Genomic DNA, 18385 nt, shown 5'->3' with positions numbered 1-18385 from the left:
CTGTCGGACGTGGTGGGCGGGCGGTTCAGCGGCCGCGGTGCAGCGGGGCACCGAGGTCGGCCGACCGCTCGGCGTGGTGGCAGGCGGTGAGGTCGGTGTCGACCAGCCGCAGCGGCGGGCGCTGCTCGATGCAGACGTCGGTGGACAGCGGGCAGCGCGGCACGAACGGGCAGCCCGTCGCCGACGGCGAGGCCGCCCCGGCCGTTCCGAAGCCGGCGGACTCCCGGGCCGCGCGGCGGGCGGCCTGCTCGGCGGGGCGGGGCACCGGGGCCGCTGCGGTCAGCGCGAGGGTGTACGGGTGCCGCGGCTGCTCGGCGACCGCCTCGGCCGGGCCGGTCTCCATCACCTGACCGCGGTACAGGACGACGGTGCGCTGGGACAGGAACCGCACCACCCCGAGGTCGTGGGCGATGAACAGGAACGACAGGCCGCGCTGGTCGCGCAGGTCGGCCAGCAGGTTGAGCACCTGCGCCTGCGTGGAGAGGTCGAGGGCGGACACCGGCTCGTCGAGGACGACGACCTTCGGGTCGCAGACCAGTGCCCGGGCGATGGCGATGCGCTGCCGCTGCCCACCGGAGAACTGGGCAGGGGTGCGGTCGGCCGCGTCGGCGGGCAGGCCGACGGACTCCAGTCCCGCCCGGGCCCGCTGCAGCGCCTCCGGGCCCTTCACGCCCATGAGGCGCAGCGGCTCCACCAGCGTCTGGCCGATGGTGCGCGCCGGGTTCAGCGAGGAGTACGGGTCCTGGAAGACCACCCGCAGGTCGGCCACCTGGCGGCTGCGCTGCTTCAGCGACATCGCGGTGACGTCCTGCCCGGCGACCTCCACCGTGCCGGCGGTCGGCCGCTGCAGGCCGAGAACGGCCTTGCCGATCGTCGACTTGCCCGACCCGGACTCGCCGACCAGACCGAGCGTCTCGCCGGGGGCGATGTCGAAGCTGACGCCGTCCACCGCCGGCGGGGTGCTCTTCGCCCTGCGCCCGGAGCCGTACCGGACGACCAGGTCGCGGACCCGGAGCGCCGGCGTCTGCTGCACCGCGCCGGCCCCGGAGGCGGCGTGGGCGAGTGCGGTCATCGGAGTGCTCCTGCGGTCGGGACGGACGTGGCACCGGCCGGCTCCGGCGGGGAACCGGCCGCCTCCGGCGGTGCACCGACGGGCTCGGCGGCCCAGCTCAGGTGCTCGCGGGCGAGCTCCTCAGCGCGGACGCACAGCACCGAGCCGGTGGCGTGGGCGGGGAGGACGGGGAACGGCGACCGGCACTGGTCCTGGGCGAACTGGCACCGGGTGGCGAACCGGCAGCCGGTCGGCCAGGAGCCCGGCGGCGGCACGGTCCCGGGGATGGACGCCAGCCGCACCGGCACGGGCACGCCGTCGGGCACGTGCGGGTTGGCCGCCAGCAGGGCCTGCGCGTACGGGTGCGCCGGCTCGTCCAGCACGGCCGCCGCGGTGCCGGACTCGACGACCGTCCCGGCGTACATGACGGCGACGTCGTCGCAGAGGTCGGCGACGACCCCGAGGTCGTGGCTGACGATGACGACCGACAGGTCGGTGTCGCGGACCAGCGCCCGGAGCAGGGTGAGGATCTCCGCCTGCACGGTCACGTCGAGCGCGGTGGTGGGCTCGTCGGCGACCAGCACCCTCGGCTCCCCGGTCAGGGCGAGCGCGATGGCCACCCGCTGGGCCATGCCACCGGAGAGCTGGTGGGGGTAGCTCTTCAGCACCCGCTCGCCGTCGACGATGCCGACCTGCCGCAGCAGCTGGGCGGCGATGGTCCGCGCCTCCCGCCGGCCGACCCCGCGGAACCGGCGGATCGGGCCGGTGAGCTGGTAGGCGACGGAGAACATCGGGTCCAGCGCCACCATCGGCTCCTGGGAGATCATCGCGATCTCCCGGCCGCGGAGGGCGACCAGCTCCCGCTCCGACAGCCCGACGAGGTCGCGGCCGGCGAACCGGATCGAGCCACCGGTCACCGAGACGCCGTCGGGCAGCAGCCCGAGCAGCGACCGGGCGGTCATCGTCTTCCCGCACCCGGACTCACCGACCAGGCCGAGCACCCGCCCGGGCTGCAGCGCGAACGACACACCGGTGACCAGCTCCGGGCCGTCGTCCACGGCGACGGTCAGGTCCGCGACCTCCAAGACGGCGGCCGGGTCGGCCGCGGCGGTCTCGACGGGAGCGGTCCGCGCGGCCGGCCGGCGCGTCCGGCGGACCGGCGCGGTCTCCCCCGAGGCCTTGCCGGCGAGGGCATCGGCCAGCTCGTTGGCGGCGATGACGGTGAGCGCCAGCACGAGGCCCGTCGGCACCATGAGCCACGGCGCGGTGAACACGTAGGACGACGCGTCCTGGATCATGAACCCCCAGCTGGGGTCCGGCTCGGCGGGTCCGAAGCCGAGGAACGCCAGGCCGGCGACGATCAGCAGCCCGATGCCGTACAGCTGGGCGGCCTGCACGGCGATGACGGTGGCCATCGACGGCAGCACGTGGACGACGTTGACCCGCAGCGAGCCCAGGCCGTTGACCCGGGCGGCGTCGACGTAGAGCCGGGTGCGGACCGACTGGGCGACCCCGAGCATCACGCGGTAGACCGCCGCGGAGATCAGCACACCCAGGATCGCCATGATGATGAAGGTCCGGACACCGATCACCCCGATCACCGCGAGCAGCAGGATCGTCGACGGCAGCGCCAGGAAGACCTCGGTCACCCGGCTGATCACCCGCTCCACGCGGGGCCCGCGCTCGGCCGCGATGAGCGCCAGCGGCAGGCCGATCCCGAAGGCGACCAGCACGGTCACCGCGGAGGAGAGCAGCGGCTCGGTGCCGGCGGTGAAGATCCGGCTGAGCAGGTCGCGGCCCAGCGGGTCGGTGCCGAGCCAGTGGTCCGCCGAGGGCAGCGCCAGCCGGCTGGCGAGGTCCTGCTCGGCGACGCCGTAGGGCCGCCACAGCGGGGCGGTCAGTGACGCCACGACGACGAACAGCAGCCAGCCGGTCGCCAGCAACGCACCGGGCCGGCGCAGGGCCTCGGGCAGCCGACGCCCCGGGCGCGGGCTCGGGTCCGGCGAGATCTCCCCGGCCGCGTCCAACGGGAGGGCGGTCATGCGGCACGCACCTTCGGGTCCAGGGCCGCGACGACCAGGTCGAGCAGCAGGTTGACGACGACGACGACGACGGTGGCCACCACGACCACGCCGACCAGGGCGGGGAAGTCGCTGGAGGCCGCCGCGGCCTGCCCGGCCTGCCCCAGCCCGGGCAGCGCGAAGAGGTTCTCGATGATCACCGAACCGCCGAACAGGGCGATGAACTGGATGCCGAGCACGGAGACGACCGGCAGGCTCGCGAAGCGCAGGGCGTGCACGTAGCGGATCCGCCACTCCGGGGTGCCCATCGCGCGCAGCGTGCGGACGTGCTCCTGGGCCAGCGCCTGCCGCAGGCCGGCGTTCGCCGTCCGCGCCACGATCGCCGCCCCGCCGATGGTCAGCGTGAGCACCGGGACGAGCAGGCTGGTGAACCAGCCGACCGGGTCGGCGGAGAACGGCACGTACCCGGTGGCGGGCAGCCAGCCGAGCTGCAGGGCCAGCACGTAGACCAGCAGGATGCCGACCCAGAAGACCGGCAGGGAGAGCGCGATGCCGCTTCCGGTGGTGATGACCCGGGCCAGCCGGCCGCCGCGGACCGCCGCGGTGACCCCGAGGAAGACACCCAGGACACCGGAGAGGACGGTGGCGAAGAGGGCGATCGAGGCGGTGACGGGCACCCGGTCGGCCAGGTCGGCGGCGATCGAGCGGCCGTCGATCAGCGAGGTGCCGAGGTCGCCCCGCACCAGGTCGGCGAGGTAGTCCAGGAACTGGGTGGGCAGCGGGCGGTTCCAGCCCAGCGCCTCGTTCTCCGCCACGATCCGCTCGGGGGTCGCGTTGGTGCCCAGCCGGACCGCGCCCGGGGAGCTGTCGGTGGCGTGCACCAGCAGGAAGCTGATGACCACCGCGGCGAGCACCGTGCCGACGGCCATGGCCAGCCGCCGGGCGATGAAAGCGAGCATCTGGGAGTCCTTCGGCGTTCGGGTGCGCGTGCGGGGAGGGTGCGGGAGGGGCCGGTGACCGCGGAGGCCCCGCGGTCACCGGCCGACGTCCGGCGGCTCAGACGGCCGGCTCGACCTCGGAGAGGACCAGGTAGTTGTTCGTCCCGGCGTAGGGCGGCTCGGCCACCTTCTCGGCGTTGTAGCCGGTGTAGGCGTAGTCCTCGTAGACCGGGATGTACCAGCCGTGCTCGGCGATCGCCCGGTTCAGGTCGCTCAGCGCCTGCTCCTTGGCCTCACCGGTGGAACCGAGCGCGGCCCCCATGGCGCTGGCGATCTCCGGCTCCTCGGCACCCTGCATGTTCATGAAGCCGCCGTAGAGCACGCCGGCGACCCAGCCGGCCGGCTGACCGCCGACCGCCATCGGCCCGTAGATCAGCGGGTCGGTGCGCACGGCCGCGAACACCTGGTCGGTGGAGGTCGCCGTCACGAAGTTCATCGTGATGCCCACCTCGGCCAGCTGGCTCTGGATGACGACCTGGTCCTCGGTCGGCTGACCGAGCACGGTGATGTCGAAGGCGAACCCGTCGGCCAGGCCAGCCTCGGCGAGCAGCTCGCGGGCCCGCTCGGGGTCGTAGCCGAACTCCTCGTTCAGCGCCGGGTCGAAGCCCGCGGCGTCGGCGGGGAAGAGCTGGGCCGTCGGCTGGGCGCCGGGGTGCAGCTGCTCGACGATCGCCTCGCGGTCGATGGCGTGGCTGATCGCCTGCCGGACCCGCTCGTCGGCGAAGGCCGGGTTGGTGGCACCGGTCTTGTCGATGACCGGGAAGCCGACGATCGTGCCGCCGACCTTCGCCAGGCTGGAACGCTGCTCGACCATGTCGATCGTGGTCGGCTTGAGGATGGTGGCGATGTCGGCCTGCCCGGAGACGACCGCGTTGGCCAGCGCCTGCGGGTCGGTGATCACGTTGAACACGACGGTGTCGTAGGCCCACTCGTCGGCGTTCCACGCCTCGGCGTTCTTGTCCAGCGTGTAGGTGCTGGCCCGCGTCGTCTCGCCCGCGTTCAGCGTGTACGCGCCGGAGCCGTCGGGGTTGGTCTCCAGCGAGGCGGGGTCGGCGAGGCCCTCGGGCCCGACGATGACGCCGGCGGTGTCGGTGAGGGCGTTCTCCGGGCTGGCCTGCGGCTGGGCCCAGGTGATGACGACGGTCTGCGGGTCCGGGGTCGCCACGTCGACGATCTCGCTGGCCCCGCCGGTGGCCAGTGCACCGTAGGCCTCGAGGTCGGCGTCGTTGCGGCGGTCCAGGTTGGCCTTCACGACCTCCGCGGTCAGCTCCGTGCCGTCGGCGAAGGTGACGCCGTCGCGCAGGGTCAGCGTCGTCTGGGTGTCGTCCTCGTTGTTGCTGAACTCGGTGACCAGGCTGGGGGCGACCGTGCCGTCGGGCTGGGTCACGAACAGCGAGTCGTACAGCGCGCTGAAGAAGGTGAACTGGCCCTGCGAGTACTCCAGCGGGTCGTAGCCGGTGGGGGCGGCGTCCGCGTCGTAGGCGAAGGTCAGGGTGTCGCTGGCGCTCTGGCTGCTGGTGCTGCCGCCACCGTCGCCGCCACCGCACGCGGCGAGCGAGGTGAGCGCCCCGGTGGCCAGGACGGCGACCCCGGTCCGCATCAGGGTCGGGCGGCGCGGCGCCCGGGGGTCGGGGGTCCGGAACAGCTTCATGCCGGTCTGGCTCCTTCGCTTCGTTGCAGAGGGGTCATGTCGGCCGGGGTCGGCCGCGCCGGGGATCCGGCTTGGCGGCAACCATGCGGCGGGCTCTGCCGTGACGTCAGGCACAATGCCGCTCAATGGAACGCAACTGTGGTCTGTGCCTCAACCGTGACGAACGGATGTCCTCCCGGTGACCGGGGTCCCTGGTGCGCCGCCCCGCGCCCGCGGCCACCGCCCGCCGGCCGGGGACCCCGTCGTCGACCGGGCGCTCGCCCTGCTGAGCGCCTTCGACAGCAACCGGCCGTACCTGACCCTCAGCGAGCTCAGCCGGCGGACGGGGATCCCAGCCAGCTCGGCACTGCGCCTGGCCGGCCGGCTGCTGGAGTGGGGGGCCCTCGAGCGCGGCGCCGACGGCCGCTTCTCCATCGGGCTGCGGCTGTGGGAGGTCGCGTCGCTGAGCCCGCGCAGCCACGGGCTGCGCCAGGTGGCCCTGCCGTTCATGGGCGACCTGGAGGAGGTGACCCGGCAGCACGTGCTGCTCGCCGTCCGGGAGGGCGAGGAGGCGGTGATGGTGGAGCGGCTGTCCTCGCACGGCGCCGTCCCCGCCCTGTACCGGGCGGGCGGGCGGCTGCCGCTGCACTCCACGGGGGTGGGGCTGGTGCTGCTGGCGTTCGCCGAACCCGGGTTCCAGGAGGAGGTGCTGGCCCAGCCGCTGATGCACCAGCCGGAGAACGTCCCGGTCTCCCCCGCTGCGCTCCGCCGCACCCTGGCCGAGATCCGGCGGGACGGGCTGTCCACCCTCCGCCGCGCCGCCCCGGGGCCGATCGTCTCCGTCGCCGCCCCCGTGCACGACGCCCAGGGCACCGTCGTCGCCGCGCTGTCGGTCGTCGTCCCGGCGGAGAACGCCGAACCACGACTGCTCGGCCCGGCGGTGCGCACGGCCGCGCGGGGCATCTCCCGAGGGCTCGGCGCCTGGCGGGCCCCCGCGACGCCCTGATCCGACTCCCCTGCCATTGACCGGCAGCGGTGCTGATCACGGTGAGCCGGGTCACGCATGCTCATCGGACCGTCGACCACCGAGGAGCGCTGTGCCGATCCACCCCGCCATCGCGTCGAAGCTCGCTCTGCTGGAGGGACTGACCTCCTTCGAGACGGCGATGGCCGACCCGGACCAGCGGGCCCGCCTGGACGAGTTCATGTCGATCACCGGCGCCCCCCTCCCGCCGCAGGTGCGCACCAGGGACGAGACGATCGACGGCCCGCACGGCTCGATCCCGGTCCGGGTCTACCTGCCCGCGGGGGACGCCACCGACCGGCCGGGCCTGGTGTGGCTGCACGGGGGCGCGTTCGTCAGCGGGGACCTGGACATGCCCGAGGCCGACTGGACCGCCCGGCAGATGGCCGACCGCGCCGGCGCGGTCGTGGTCAGCGTCGACTACCGGCTGTGCCACGACGGCGTGCACCACCCGGTGCCGTACGACGACGTGGTGGCCGCGTTCCGGTGGACCCGCGAGAACGCGGACGCGCTGGGGATCGACCCGACGCGGCTGTCCCTGGGCGGCGCCAGCGCCGGTGGCAACCTCGCCATCGGGGCGGCACTGAAGCTGCGCGACGAGGACGGGGAGCCGCCGGCCGCGCTGCTGCCGATCTACCCGGTGGCCCACGCAGTGCTGCCCCCGGCCTCGCCAGCCCTCGCCGCACGGATGGCCGAGGTCCCGGCGCTGCTGCGCTTCCTGCCGGAGGACACCCACTCCTTCAACACCAACTACCTGGGCGGGCCGCTGTCGTCGGCCGACGGCTACGCCTTCGGCGCGCTCGCCGTCCTGGAGGGGCTCTGCCCGACGCTGGTGGTCAACGCCGAGTACGACGACCTGCGCTCCTCCGGCGAGGCGTTCGTCGCGCAGCTCGCCCTGGCCGGCGTCGACGTCCGGCAGGTCACCGCCGTCGGGATGCTGCACGGCTTCCTCAACACCCGGCCGGACCTCGAGCCGGTCGACTCCACGCTGACCCTGATGGCCGACGTCGTCGCCACCGCCCGCACTCCCGAGACCCTGGAGGTGGCGGCATGACCGCACCTGCACAGTTCCCCGACGGCTTCCTCTGGGGGACGGCCACCGCCGCGCACCAGGTCGAGGGCGGCAACGTGAACAACGACCACTGGGAGATGGAGCACGCGCCGCACTCCCCCTTCGCGGAGCCCAGCGGCGACGCCTGCGACTCGTGGCACCGGTGGTCCGACGACCTCGACCTGGTCGCCGGGGCCGGGCTCACCACCTACCGGTTCAGCCTGGAGTGGAGCCGGATCGAGCCGGCCGAGGGCGAGGTCTCCCGCGCGGCGCTGGACCACTACCGCCGGATCGTCGACGGCTGCCGGGACCGAGGGCTGGCCCCGATCGCCACGCTGGTCCACTTCACGATGCCGCGCTGGATGATGCACGACGGCGGCTGGACCGGGCCGAAGGCCGGTGACCGGGTCGCCCGGTTCACCGAGCTCGCCCTGCCGGCCGTCGCCGACGCCGAGTACGTGGCCACGATCAACGAGCCGAACCTGATGGCGGTGCAGCCGGTGATCGGCGCGATGGCCCGCCGCGGTGAGGAGATCCGGGGCCTGCCGGTGCCCGACCAGGGCGTCGCGGAGGCGCTGATCGGCCTGCACCGCCGCAGCATGGAGGTGCTCCGGGGCGCCGGGTCCGCGCCGGCGGGGATGACCCTGGTGGGGCTGGAGTACATCGACGAGGGCGGCCAGGAGCACCTGCAGACGGCGCGCGCCGCGATGATGGACCAGTTCCTGCACGCCGCCGCCGGCGACGACTTCGTCGGGCTGCAGATCTACACGGCCCAGCGGTTCGGCACCGACGGGCTGATCGCCCCGCCTGCCGACCGGCAGACCCTGGCCCACGGCATGGAGCGCCGGCCGGAGGCCCTCGGTGCGGCGATCCGGTACGCGTCCTCGGTGCTGCCGGAGACCCCGCTGATCGTCACCGAGAACGGCATCGCCACCGCCGACGACGCCGACCGGATCGCCTTCACCACCGACGCGCTCCGCGGCCTGGCCGAGGCGATCGCCGACGGCGCCGACGTGCGCGGCTACGTGCACTGGAGCCTGCTGGACAACTTCGAGTGGATGCTCGGCTTCGCACCCACCTTCGGTCTGGTCGCCGTCGACCGGGAGACGTTCGCCCGCACCCCCAAGCCGAGCCTGGCCTGGCTGGGCGACGTCGCGAAGCGCAACGGCCTCGCCTGATCCGCCTGCCGCCCAATGGCAGCTCGCTGGGCCGCGGTGACACCGGTCACCGAGGCTCGGCACCGTCAACGTCGACACCGAACCGGGAGCACCCCATGAGCTTCGAGTACCTGATCGACCCCGCGAAGGGCCCGCAGTGGCAGGGCGTGCTGCCCGGCAAGCCGCAGCCCTACGTGCTCCGCAGCGGCGAGGGCGAGCACGCCAAGCTGTTCGGCGACGTGTTCACCGTGCTGCTCTCCGGCGACGAGACCGGCAACCAGTTCGGCATCATCACCAGCGCCTCCCCCGCCGGCGACGTCATCCCCACCCACTCGCACAACGAGACCCACGAGACGTTCTACGTGCTCGAGGGCAAGGTGCGGCTGTTCTTCCAGGACGCCGAGGGCGCCAAGCAGTCGCAGCTGCTCACCCCCGGGGACTTCGGCTACGTGCCGGCCGGCTTCGCCCACGCGTACCAGATCGTCGAGGACGCCCGGATGATGGGCACGCTGTCCGGCGGCTTCGAGCGGTTCTTCCAGCACATGGGCACCCCGACCGACTCCACGGCCCCGGACCAGCCGCCGTTCATCCCGGACTTCCCGCGCATGCAGGCCGCGGCGCAGCAGCACAACATGCAGTTCATGCGCGACTTCGAGTGGCCCGAGCCCACCGCCTGACCCGCGCCGCCCACCGCACCTCCCCCGCAGCCGAGGCCCCCTCGGCTGCGGGAGCGCGCCCTGAGGAGACCCGTGCCCACGCCTGCCCTCCCGCTCCCACCACCCGCCCACGAGGCGCCCCTGCCCCCGCCCCGCACCGGGGCCGGCGGCGTCCGGGTGCTGTCCGGCGTGCCCTTCGCGGCACTGCCCGGCGCCCGGCCGCTCGAGCTCGACCTGTACCTCCCGGCCGAGGACGGCCCGGCACCGGTCGTGGTGTTCCTGCACGGCGGCGGGTGGCGGCTGGGCAGCCGGCGCAGCGCGGGGCCGGCCTACCGGGAGGCGGACCCGACGCCGTTCGAGGCCGTCGCCCAGGCCGGGGTCGCCGTGGCCAGCGTCGACTACCGGCTGTCGGGGGAGGCGGTGTGGCCGGCGCAGCTGCACGACGCCAAGGCCGCCGTCCGGTGGCTGCGCTCCCGCGCCGCCGAGCTGGGGGTCGACGCCGACCGGGTCGCCGCCTGGGGGGAGTCGGCCGGCGGCCACCTGGCCGAGCTGCTGGGCCTGGTGACCGACCCCGCCCTCGAGGGCGAGGTCGGCGTCACCGGCCCGTCGTCCGCGGTCTCCGCCGTGGCCGCCTGGTACGCACCGAGCGACGTCGCGGCGGTGGCGACCGACATCGGCAACGACCCCGCCGCCCCGGACAGCCGCGAGGCGCAGCTGCTCGGTGCGCCGGTGTCCACCGTCCCCGAGCTGGCCGCGCAGGCCGGCCCACTCACACACGCCTCCCCCAGCGCACCGCCGTTCCTGCTGCTGCACGGCCGGGCCGACCGGTTCGTCCCCTGCGTGCAGAGCGAGCGGCTGGCCGGACTGCTGCCCGACGTGCAGCTGCACACCTACGACGGCGCCGACCACATGTGGCTCGGCGCCCCGGACGCGGCCACCGACGCGCTGGCCCGCACCGTCGCCTTCCTGCGGCGCCACCTGATCGACGAAGGAGACCGGGCATGAGGACAGTCGGCATCCGCCGGGACGGCGGCGGGGTGCAGGTCGCCGCGCTCTCCGACGACGGCGCCTCGGTCACCGTCGTGGCCGGACTGGAGGACTTCTGGACCGACGCCGCCGGGCACCTGTCCCGCGAGCCCGGCGGGGAGACGCTCGCTGCGGCCGACGTCGAGTTCGTGCCGCCGGTGCTGCCCGGCGCCCGGGTGGTCTGCATCGGGCTGAACTACCTCAAGCACGTCGCCGAGGGCAGCTTCGCCGGCCAGGAGATCCCGCCCTACCCGACGCTGTTCGCCCGCTGGACCGCCTCGCTCACCGTGGACGGCGCCGAGGTGCCGGTGCCGGCCGAGGAGGACGGGCTGGACTGGGAGGGCGAGGTGGTGGCCTACGTGGGCAGCACCCTGGTCGACGCCACCCCCGAGGACGCACTGGCCGCCGTCGTCGGCTACTCCACCTTCAACGACCTCACCTCGCGGCGGGCGCAGAAGCTGACCAGCCAGTGGATCCTCGGCAAGAACGGCGACCGCTCCGGCCCGCTCGGGCCGCTCGTGCCGGCCGCCGAGGTCGGCGACCTGCGCGAGGGCCTGCGGGTGCAGACCCGGGTCAACGGCGAGACCGTCCAGGACGGGCGCACCGACGAGATGGTCTACACCGTCGGCGACACCCTCTCCCTGATCTCCCGGACGTTCACGCTGCGCCCCGGCGACCTGCTGGCCACCGGCACGCCGTCGGGGGTCGGCTACGCCCGGACGCCGCCGTGGCTGCTGCAACCCGGCGACGTCGTCGAGGTCGAGGTGGACCACCTGGGCGTGCTGCGGAACACCGTCGTCGGGAACTCCGCACGGGGAGAGGCTGCCCGCGGTGTCCGGTGAGTTCCGCCGGTACCTCTTCCCGCACGACCACCCGCGGCTGGCCGGCGTCCGCGGGCTGGACGCCTACGCCTACCGGGAGCACGCCCGGACGCCGGGCACCTTCACCGGCGGGCTGGTCGAGGGCTGGACGCCGCTGTACCTCGCCGACTTCCGCGGGGTCACCGAGGACGGCGTCCTGCGCGAGGGGCTGTACCCGCTGACCCCCGCCGAGCCGGGCGAGGAGGCGCCGGTCGCCGCGATGGTCGCCGCCGCCGCCGACCTCCTGGCCGCGCTGGACGACGACGGGCGGGCGCGGATCAGCTCCCCGGTCGACGCCGTCGAGTGGCAGACCTGGGCGAACCCGGAGTTCATGCAGTTCGACACCGGCCTGCGGCTGGAGTTCCAGCCGGCCCAGGTGCGGGCGAAGGCACTGGCCCTGGTGCGGGCCTCGCTGTCACCGGAGGGCGCCGACCTCGTCCACGCCATGATGCTGATCAACGGCTTCCTGGGCGAGGTCGTCGACCTGCCGACGGTGCTGGGCGAGTGGAGCTACAACATCGCCCTCTACGGCGACCCGGACCTGCGTGCGCCGTGGGGGTGGCAGCTGTTCGGCCACCACGCCGCGGTCAACTGCCTGGTCGTCGAGGGCCGGATGTCGCTGTCCCCGGTCTTCCTCGGCGCCGAACCCGACGAGATCGACGAGGGCCCGCACGCCGGCACCGCGTCGCCGTTCGGCGAGCGGATCGCCGCGGGCCTGGCGGTGATGGCCGCCCTGCCCCCCGAGCAGCGGGCCGCGGCCACCACCTACCGCGAGATGGTCGACCCGGCGATGCCGCCGGGCCGGGTGCACCCCGGCGACGAGCGCCACCTGGCCGGCGCCTTCCAGGACAACCGGGTCATCCCGCTGGAGGGCGTCCCGGTCGCGGGGATGCCGCCGGAGGCGCAGCACGAGGTGCTGAGGATCGTCGAGCAGTTCGTCGGCCTGCTCCCCGAGGGCCCCCGCCGGGCCCGCCTGCGCGAGGTGGCCGAGCACCTGGACGAGACCTGGTTCAGCTGGATCGGCGGCCACTCCCCCGGCGACGTCTTCTACTACCGGGTCCAGTCCCCGGTGCTGATCGCCGAGCTGGACCACCACTGCGGCGTCTTCCTCGACTACTCCACCCCGCAGCCCTTCCACGTGCACACGGTGCTGCGCACCCCGCACGGCAACGACTACGGCCGGGCCTGGGTCCGGCAGTGGCAGGCGGCGCACGGGTCCTGAAGACGATCCCGTCTCGCTCTGCCGCTCAATGACATCGGGCTACGGGGACGTGACGGCCGCCACCGATGCTGGACCGGCGTCGAGCGGCCCGCACGACCGACGCCCTCCCCCCCTCTTCCCACCCACTGGGCGCTGCTGCCCAGGACAGGAGACCCCGATGACCGCCGTGCCAGCCCGCGTCCCGGTGTTGATCGCCGGCGGGGGGCCCAGCGGCCTGGCTGCCGCACTGGAGCTCGGCCGGCGGGGCATCGAGGTGCTCGTCGTCGAACCGCGCACCTCGCTCGACCCGCTCCGCCCCCGCGCCAAGACCACCAGCGTGCGCACCATGGAGCACCTGCGCCGCTGGGGCCTGGCCGACCGGCTGCGCGCGCTGGCCCCGCTGCCGGTCGAGCACGCGCAGGACGTCGTCTTCTGCACCGGCCTGTTCGGGCACGAGATCACCCGCTTCCGGGAGGCCTTCGGGCTCACCACCGAGCGCCGGGACGAGTTCGCCGAGCCGGGCCAGCAGGCCCCGCAGCCACTGGTCGAGCAGCTCCTGCGGGACGCCGTCGCCGAGCTGGCCTCGGTCACCGTCCTCACCGGCTGGCGCGCCGTCGAGGTCACCGACGGGCCCACCGAGGCGCGGGCGGTGCTCGCGGACCCGGACGGCGGCCAGCACGAGGTCACCGCGGACTGGCTGCTGGGCTGCGACGGCAGCAGCGGGGTCACCCGCCGGGCGATCGGGGCCCGGTACGCCGGCTCCTCCGGCACCCTGCCGAACGTGAGCATCACCTTCCGCTCCCCCCAGCTGGAGGAACGGGAGCTGTGCGCCCTCGGCGTGCACTACTGGGTGATCGGCGCCGAGCGCGGCGGGCTGATGGGGCGGCTGGACCTCGACGGCACGTGGTGGGCGATCGTCCAGGGCGTCGACGCGGAGACCGAGCAGGTCGACCCGGTGCGGCTGGTGCAGAGCCTGGCCGGCGCGGAGATCGACGTGGAGGTGCTCGCCACCGACCCCTGGTCGGCCCGGATGCTGCTGGTCGACCGGTACCGGGGCCAGCGGGTGTTCCTGGTCGGGGACGCCGCCCACCTCAACCCCCCGTGGGGCGGGCACGGCTTCAACACCTGCGTGGGCGACGCGGTCAACCTGGGCTGGAAGCTCGCCGCGGTGCTGCACGGCTGGGCACCGGAGTGCCTGCTGGACAGCTACGAGGCCGAGCGCCGGCCGGTGGCGGAACGGACCATCGACGCGGCCGGGGCACAGGAGGCCTTCCTGGCGCCGTCCTTCGCCACCGGCGACCTGGACGCCGAGACCGCCGAGGGCGCCGCCCTGCGCGCCGCGCTGGCCCGGGCGCTGCAGGTCAAGGACCCGGAGTTCCACAGCCTCGGCCTGGTGCTCGGCTACGACTACCCCGACTCCCCGGTCGTCGTCCCCGACGGCCTGCCCGTGCCGGAGCCTGAGCTGGTCGCCTTCCGCCCCTCGGCGCACCCGGGTGCCCGGCTGCCGCACGCCTGGCTGCCGGACGGGCGCTCGCTCTACGACCTGCTCGGCGAGGAGCTGACCCTGCTGCGGCTGGGGCGCGCGGTGTCCGCCGAGGCGTTCACGACGGCGGCCGCCCGGCACGACGTCCCGCTGCGGGTGCTGGACCTCGACCACGTCCCCGGCCTCCGGGAGTCCTGCGGGGCCGACCTGGTCCTCGTCCGCCCGGACCAGCACGTCGCCTGGCGCGGCTCGCTGCCGGTGGACGCCGAGGCCGTCCTCGCCGGCGTCCTCGGGGCGCAGGTGGCGTCGGCGGCGTCGGTGTCCGGGGCCTGAGAGCGCTCCCCTAGCGTGGAGCCGTGACCTCGCCCGCCATCCCCCGCCCCGACCTGCTCGACGCCGACCCGCTGGCCGCCACCGGCCGCCCGGTCCGCTGGGGCGTGGTTGCCACCGGCGCCATCGCCGCCACCGTCACCGCCGACCTGGCGCTGCTGCCCGACGCCGTCCTGCAGGCGGTCAGCTCCCGGCACGCCGAGCGGGCCCGGGCCTTCGCCGAGCAGCTGGGCTTCGCCTCCTGGTACGCCGACGACGACACCCGGACCGGGCTGGACGCCCTGCTGGCCGACCCGGCCGTGGAGGTCGTCTACGTCGCCACCCCGCACGCCCAGCACGCCGCGGTGGTCCGGGCGGCGCTCACCGCCGGCAAGTCCGTGCTGTGCGAGAAGCCGGTCACGATCAACGCGCGGGAGGCCCGGGAGCTCGTCGACCTGGCCCGGGAGCGCGGGCTGTTCCTGATGGAGGCGGTCTGGACCCGGTTCCTGCCGGCGTACCAGCGCGCGCTGCAGATCGCCGCGTCCGGGGAGATCGGCACGGTGCAGTGGGTCAGCGCGGAGGTCGGGTTCCCCGCCCCGCAGGACCTCACCGCCCGGATCTGGGCCCTCGCCGACGGCGGCGGCGCACTGCTGGACCTGGCCGTCTACCCGCTGCTGTGGGCCTGGGGCACGCTCGGGCTGCCCGACGCGGTGCACGCCGCGGGCACCGTCACGCCCGAGGGCGTCGACGCGCAGAACGCGCTCACCCTCAGCTACGCCTCCGGCGCCCAGGCCCAGCTGACCACCTCCCTGCTGGCCCGCTCACCGCACACCGCCCTGGTCTGCGGCAGCGACGGCTGGATCCGCACCGACGGCGAGCACGCGGTCTACCGGCCCACCCGGCTCGACGTGCAGGTGGGTGACGGCGCGGTCCGCACCGAGGAGTTCCCGCTGATCGGCTCGGGCTACGTGCACGAGCTGCGGGAGGTCACCCGCTGCCTGCAGCAGGGCCTCACGGAGAGCCCGGTGATGCCGCTGGAGCACTCGCTGGCCACGATGGAGCTGCTCGACGGGGTCCGCGCGCAGCTCGGGGTGGACTACCCGAACGACCGCTGAGCCGGCACGACCGCGGCCACGTCGACGGCGGCCGGCGGTTCGAGCCCGGCGCACCGGCGCTCGATCTCGGCGGCCACCGCCAGGACGACGGCGGCCGGCACCGGCCGGGCCAGCCACCAGCCCTGGGCCAGGTCGCAGCCCCACGCCGCGAGCTGGTGCCACTGCCCGGCGGTCTCCACGCCCTCGGCGACCACGCTCAGGCCGAGGGCGTGGCCGAGGTCGACGGTGCTGCGCACGATGGCCCGGGCGGCGGGCTCGGTGCCCAGCCCGGCCACGAAGCTGCGGTCGACCTTGAGGGTGTCCACCGGCAGCCGGGACAGGTGCGCCAGCGAGGCGTGCCCCGTGCCGAAGTCGTCGACGGACAGCCGGACGCCGAGCAGCCGCAGCTGCCCGAGCACGGTCATGGCGCGCTCGGGGTCCTCCATGGCGGCGGTCTCGGTGACCTCCAGCTCCAGGTCCTCCGGTGCCACCCGTTCCGCGCGCAGCGCCGCGGCCACCCGGGCCGGTAGCTCCGGGTCGTGCAGCAGCCGGGCGGAGAGGTTCACCGCCACGGTCAGCCGCCGGCCCTGCTCGCGCCACCCGCGGGCATCGGCCAGGGCCCGGTGCAGCACCAGGTCGGTGAGCGGGGCGATCAGGCCGGTCTGCTCGGCCAGCACGATGAACCGGTCGGGCGTCAGCAGGCCCAGCTCGGGGTGCGGCCAGCGGACCAGCGCCTCCACCCCGACGACCCGCCCGTCGGCGAGGTCCACCTTGGGCTGGTGGTGCACCTCGAGGGCGCCGGCCCGGAGGGCGCGGCGCAGGTCACCGTGCAGGGCCAGCCGTCCCGGGTCGAAGGTGTCCAGCTCCGGGCTGTAGACCACCAGCCCGGCCGCCTGCCGCTTCGCGGTGCCGCGGGCCACGTCGGCCCGGCGGAACAGGTCGGCCGCCCCGGGCCCGAGCCCGCGCGCCAGTCCGGCGCTCAGGTCGACCTCCAGCTCCAGCTCCCCCACGGAGAAGGGCCGCCGCAGCGCCGCGACGACCTCGGAGGCGACGGTGGCGGAGGCGTCGGGGACCAGCAGGGCGAAGACGTCGCCGCCGGTCCGGGCGGCGACCGCGGCCGGCGGCAGCACCGCACGGATCCGGTCGGCCACCGCGACGAGCAGCCCGCTGCCCACGTCATGGCCGAGCGTGTCGTTGACGGCGGTGAACCGGTCGATGTCCAGGAGCAGCACGGCGGCGTCGTCCGGGGCGGCGCCGGACCGCTCGAGCCGGTCGAGTGCGGCCAGGAACGCGGTGAGGGTGCCCAGCCCGGTCAGCGGGTCGTGGTCGGCCTGCTCGCGCAGCAGCGCCTCCAGCCGGCGGTGCTCGGCGGCCTCGGTCTTCAGCTGGCGGCCGCGGCGGGCGCCGAACCCCATCATCAGCAGGTGCGAGGCGGCCAGCAGGAAGACCACGTGGTCCAGCGGCGCGCCGGTCTCCAGCGACCAGCCGGCGAGCCGCTGCGGCAGGTCCCAGGCGATGCCGGCGGCCAGGCAGCCCAGTGTCAGGGCGACGACCACGGCGGCGTCCCGGACGACCTCCCGACGCAGCTCGCCGGGCACGCCCTCGCGGGTCGGCGGCAGCGGGCCGGCAGCTGCCGCCCCGGTCAGCCAGCTCTGCGCCATCGCCCCTCCTCCCGCTGCCCGGACCGTCCGATCCCGGTGCATCGGCAGCGCCGCGCCGGTTGCTGAGCGGTCGCCGCGCAGACCACCCGATCCGGGGAGGACGCCCGCCGACCGCCCCGAGGCCGCGGCTACCGTGTGGCCGTGATCACCGTCTGCGGCGAGCTCGTCATCGACCTGATCCCCTCCGGGGACCCGACGCCGGGCGCACCGCCGCAGTACACCGCCTTCCCCGGCGGCAACGCACTCAACGTCGCGGTGGCGGCCGCCCGACTCGGCGCGGCCACGCACCTGATGTCCCGGGTCGGCCCCGGTCCGTTCGGGGCGCTGCTGCGCGAGCACGCCGCCGGCAACGGCGTCGCGACCGAGGCGATGCTGCCGGCCCCCGAACCGGTCAGCCTGGCCGTGGTCGAGCTGGCCGAGCACGGGTCGGCCAGCTACTCCTTCCACACCGTGGGTGCCGCCGACTGGCAGTGGACGGCGGCGGAGCTGGCCGCGGCCTGGCCGGCCGACACCAGGATCGTGCACATCGGGTCGATCTCCAGCTGGACCCCGCCGGGCTCGCTGGCCATCGCCGACCTGGTGCGCCGGGTGCGGGCCGAGGGCACCGCGCTGGTCAGCTTCGACCCGAACGTGCGCCCGAGCCTCGTGACCGACGCCGACGCGGTCCGCGCCCAGGTGACCGAGCTGCGCCGGGTCGCCGACGTGGTCAAGGTGAGCGCCGAGGACCTCGCGTGGCTGGAGCCCGGTGCGGACCTGGACGAGGCCGCCGTCCGCTGGGCCGCCGAGGGGCCGTCCCTGGTGGTCGTCACCGACGGCGGGGACGCGCTGCGGGCGGCCCGCCCCGGCGGCGCGGTGCTGCGGGTGCAGCCGCCGTCGGTGACCGTGGTCGACACCGTGGGCGCCGGCGACAGCCTGGCCGCCGGGCTGTTCGCCGGGCTGGCCCGCACCGGCGTGCTCACCTCCGCGCAGCTGCGCGACCTGCCCGAACCCGAGCTGATCGCCCTGCTGGACGACGCTGCGCTGGTCGCCGCCCTCGCCTGCACCCGCCCCGGGGCCGACCCGCCGACCCTCGCCGAGCTGACGGCCGCGCGGCGCTGAGGACGCACAGAGCCCCCGCCCACCGATCGGTGGGCGGGGGCTCTGTGCGTCCGTGCGGTCAGCCG

The 18385-nt window shown here is 75.0% G+C and carries 15 protein-coding genes; 10 read left to right on the top strand and 5 right to left on the bottom strand.

The features are described 5' to 3' along the window. Window positions 1-25: 25 nt before the first annotated feature. The 4 genes from FB380_RS16160 to FB380_RS16145 all read right to left on the bottom strand — a co-directional run bounded on the left by FB380_RS16160 (window position 26) and on the right by FB380_RS16145 (window position 5721). Window positions 26-1072 (bottom strand): oligopeptide/dipeptide ABC transporter ATP-binding protein, encoded by a 1047-nt coding sequence (locus FB380_RS16160; protein WP_166756393.1) that lies wholly within the window; start codon window positions 1070-1072, stop codon window positions 26-28. Then, window positions 1069-3093, bottom strand: a complete 2025-nt coding sequence (locus FB380_RS16155) for a dipeptide/oligopeptide/nickel ABC transporter permease/ATP-binding protein (protein WP_166756392.1) — start codon at window positions 3091-3093, stop codon at window positions 1069-1071. The genes FB380_RS16160 and FB380_RS16155 overlap by 4 nt, the downstream gene beginning before the upstream one ends. Further along, window positions 3090-4031 carry an ABC transporter permease gene (locus FB380_RS16150; protein WP_166756391.1) on the bottom strand — a complete coding sequence of 314 codons (942 nt, stop codon included), beginning with the start codon at window positions 4029-4031 and terminating at the stop codon, window positions 3090-3092. The genes FB380_RS16155 and FB380_RS16150 overlap by 4 nt, the downstream gene beginning before the upstream one ends. A gap of 97 nt (window positions 4032-4128) precedes the next feature. After that, window positions 4129-5721 (bottom strand): ABC transporter substrate-binding protein, encoded by a 1593-nt coding sequence (locus FB380_RS16145; protein ID WP_166756390.1) that lies wholly within the window; start codon window positions 5719-5721, stop codon window positions 4129-4131. Between the two features lie 178 nt (window positions 5722-5899). Between FB380_RS16145 and FB380_RS26025 the strand changes: the two genes are divergently transcribed. From FB380_RS26025 to FB380_RS16100, 9 genes are all read left to right on the top strand, one after another. Then, on the top strand, window positions 5900-6706 hold the full coding sequence (locus tag FB380_RS26025; protein ID WP_166756389.1) for an IclR family transcriptional regulator: 807 nt from the start codon (window positions 5900-5902) through the stop codon (window positions 6704-6706). A 91-nt stretch (window positions 6707-6797) separates the two neighbouring features. Next, window positions 6798-7778, top strand: a complete 981-nt coding sequence (locus tag FB380_RS16135) for an alpha/beta hydrolase (protein WP_166756388.1) — start codon at window positions 6798-6800, stop codon at window positions 7776-7778. Then, on the top strand, window positions 7775-8953 hold the full coding sequence (locus tag FB380_RS16130) for a glycoside hydrolase family 1 protein (RefSeq protein ID WP_166756387.1): 1179 nt from the start codon (window positions 7775-7777) through the stop codon (window positions 8951-8953). Before FB380_RS16135 ends, FB380_RS16130 begins: the two co-directional genes overlap by 4 nt. Window positions 8954-9048: 95 nt before the next feature. Further along, window positions 9049-9609 (top strand): quercetin 2,3-dioxygenase, encoded by a 561-nt coding sequence (locus tag FB380_RS16125; protein WP_166756386.1) that lies wholly within the window; start codon window positions 9049-9051, stop codon window positions 9607-9609. A 72-nt stretch (window positions 9610-9681) separates the two neighbouring features. Continuing rightward, entirely contained in the window at window positions 9682-10593 is a 912-nt protein-coding gene (locus FB380_RS16120; protein WP_166756385.1) for an alpha/beta hydrolase, read from the top strand. Then, entirely contained in the window at window positions 10590-11456 is an 867-nt protein-coding gene (locus tag FB380_RS16115; RefSeq protein ID WP_166756384.1) for a fumarylacetoacetate hydrolase family protein, read from the top strand. Before FB380_RS16120 ends, FB380_RS16115 begins: the two co-directional genes overlap by 4 nt. Beyond that, window positions 11446-12696, top strand: a complete 1251-nt coding sequence (locus FB380_RS16110; protein ID WP_166756383.1) for a DUF3500 domain-containing protein — start codon at window positions 11446-11448, stop codon at window positions 12694-12696. Before FB380_RS16115 ends, FB380_RS16110 begins: the two co-directional genes overlap by 11 nt. Before the next feature lie 157 nt (window positions 12697-12853). Then, window positions 12854-14491, top strand: coding sequence for an FAD-dependent monooxygenase (locus FB380_RS16105; protein WP_166756382.1), 1638 nt, complete (start codon window positions 12854-12856; stop codon window positions 14489-14491). 23 nt (window positions 14492-14514) lie between these two features. Further along, on the top strand, window positions 14515-15582 hold the full coding sequence (locus FB380_RS16100) for a Gfo/Idh/MocA family protein (protein ID WP_166756381.1): 1068 nt from the start codon (window positions 14515-14517) through the stop codon (window positions 15580-15582). Here FB380_RS16100 and FB380_RS16095 read toward each other — a convergent pair. Then, window positions 15564-17222, bottom strand: a complete 1659-nt coding sequence (locus FB380_RS16095; RefSeq protein WP_166756380.1) for a putative bifunctional diguanylate cyclase/phosphodiesterase — start codon at window positions 17220-17222, stop codon at window positions 15564-15566. The genes FB380_RS16100 and FB380_RS16095 overlap by 19 nt on opposite strands. 141 nt (window positions 17223-17363) lie before the next feature. Here FB380_RS16095 and FB380_RS16090 point away from each other — a divergent pair, with 141 nt between their 5' ends. Next, the gene (locus tag FB380_RS16090; RefSeq protein ID WP_166756379.1) at window positions 17364-18320 is read left to right on the top strand and encodes a PfkB family carbohydrate kinase; all 957 of its coding nucleotides are present in this window, start codon (window positions 17364-17366) and stop codon (window positions 18318-18320) included. The last annotated feature ends 65 nt before the right edge of the window (window positions 18321-18385 follow it).

It is taken from the genome of Modestobacter marinus, assembly GCF_011758655.1.
In the GTDB taxonomy this organism is placed as follows: Bacteria; Actinomycetota; Actinomycetes; order Mycobacteriales; family Geodermatophilaceae; genus Modestobacter; species Modestobacter marinus.
The sequence above is the reverse complement of the archived record's forward strand: the minus strand, read 5'-3'. Positions and strand labels throughout refer to the sequence as shown.

What these genes read in the sequence shown, in the direction of transcription:
- FB380_RS16160 (WP_166756393.1), bottom strand. Translation starts at nt 1,072, where the DNA reads ATGACCGCACTCGCCCACGCCGCCTCCGGGGCCGGCGCGGTGCAGCAG.
- FB380_RS16155 (WP_166756392.1), bottom strand. Translation starts at nt 3,093, where the DNA reads ATGACCGCCCTCCCGTTGGACGCGGCCGGGGAGATCTCGCCGGACCCG.
- FB380_RS16150 (WP_166756391.1), bottom strand. Translation starts at nt 4,031, where the DNA reads ATGCTCGCTTTCATCGCCCGGCGGCTGGCCATGGCCGTCGGCACGGTG.
- FB380_RS16145 (WP_166756390.1), bottom strand. Translation starts at nt 5,721, where the DNA reads ATGAAGCTGTTCCGGACCCCCGACCCCCGGGCGCCGCGCCGCCCGACC.
- FB380_RS16130 (WP_166756387.1), top strand. Translation starts at nt 7,775, where the DNA reads ATGACCGCACCTGCACAGTTCCCCGACGGCTTCCTCTGGGGGACGGCC.
- FB380_RS16125 (WP_166756386.1), top strand. Translation starts at nt 9,049, where the DNA reads ATGAGCTTCGAGTACCTGATCGACCCCGCGAAGGGCCCGCAGTGGCAG.
- FB380_RS16115 (WP_166756384.1), top strand. Translation starts at nt 10,590, where the DNA reads ATGAGGACAGTCGGCATCCGCCGGGACGGCGGCGGGGTGCAGGTCGCC.
- FB380_RS16105 (WP_166756382.1), top strand. Translation starts at nt 12,854, where the DNA reads ATGACCGCCGTGCCAGCCCGCGTCCCGGTGTTGATCGCCGGCGGGGGG.
- FB380_RS16095 (WP_166756380.1), bottom strand. Translation starts at nt 17,222, where the DNA reads ATGGCGCAGAGCTGGCTGACCGGGGCGGCAGCTGCCGGCCCGCTGCCG.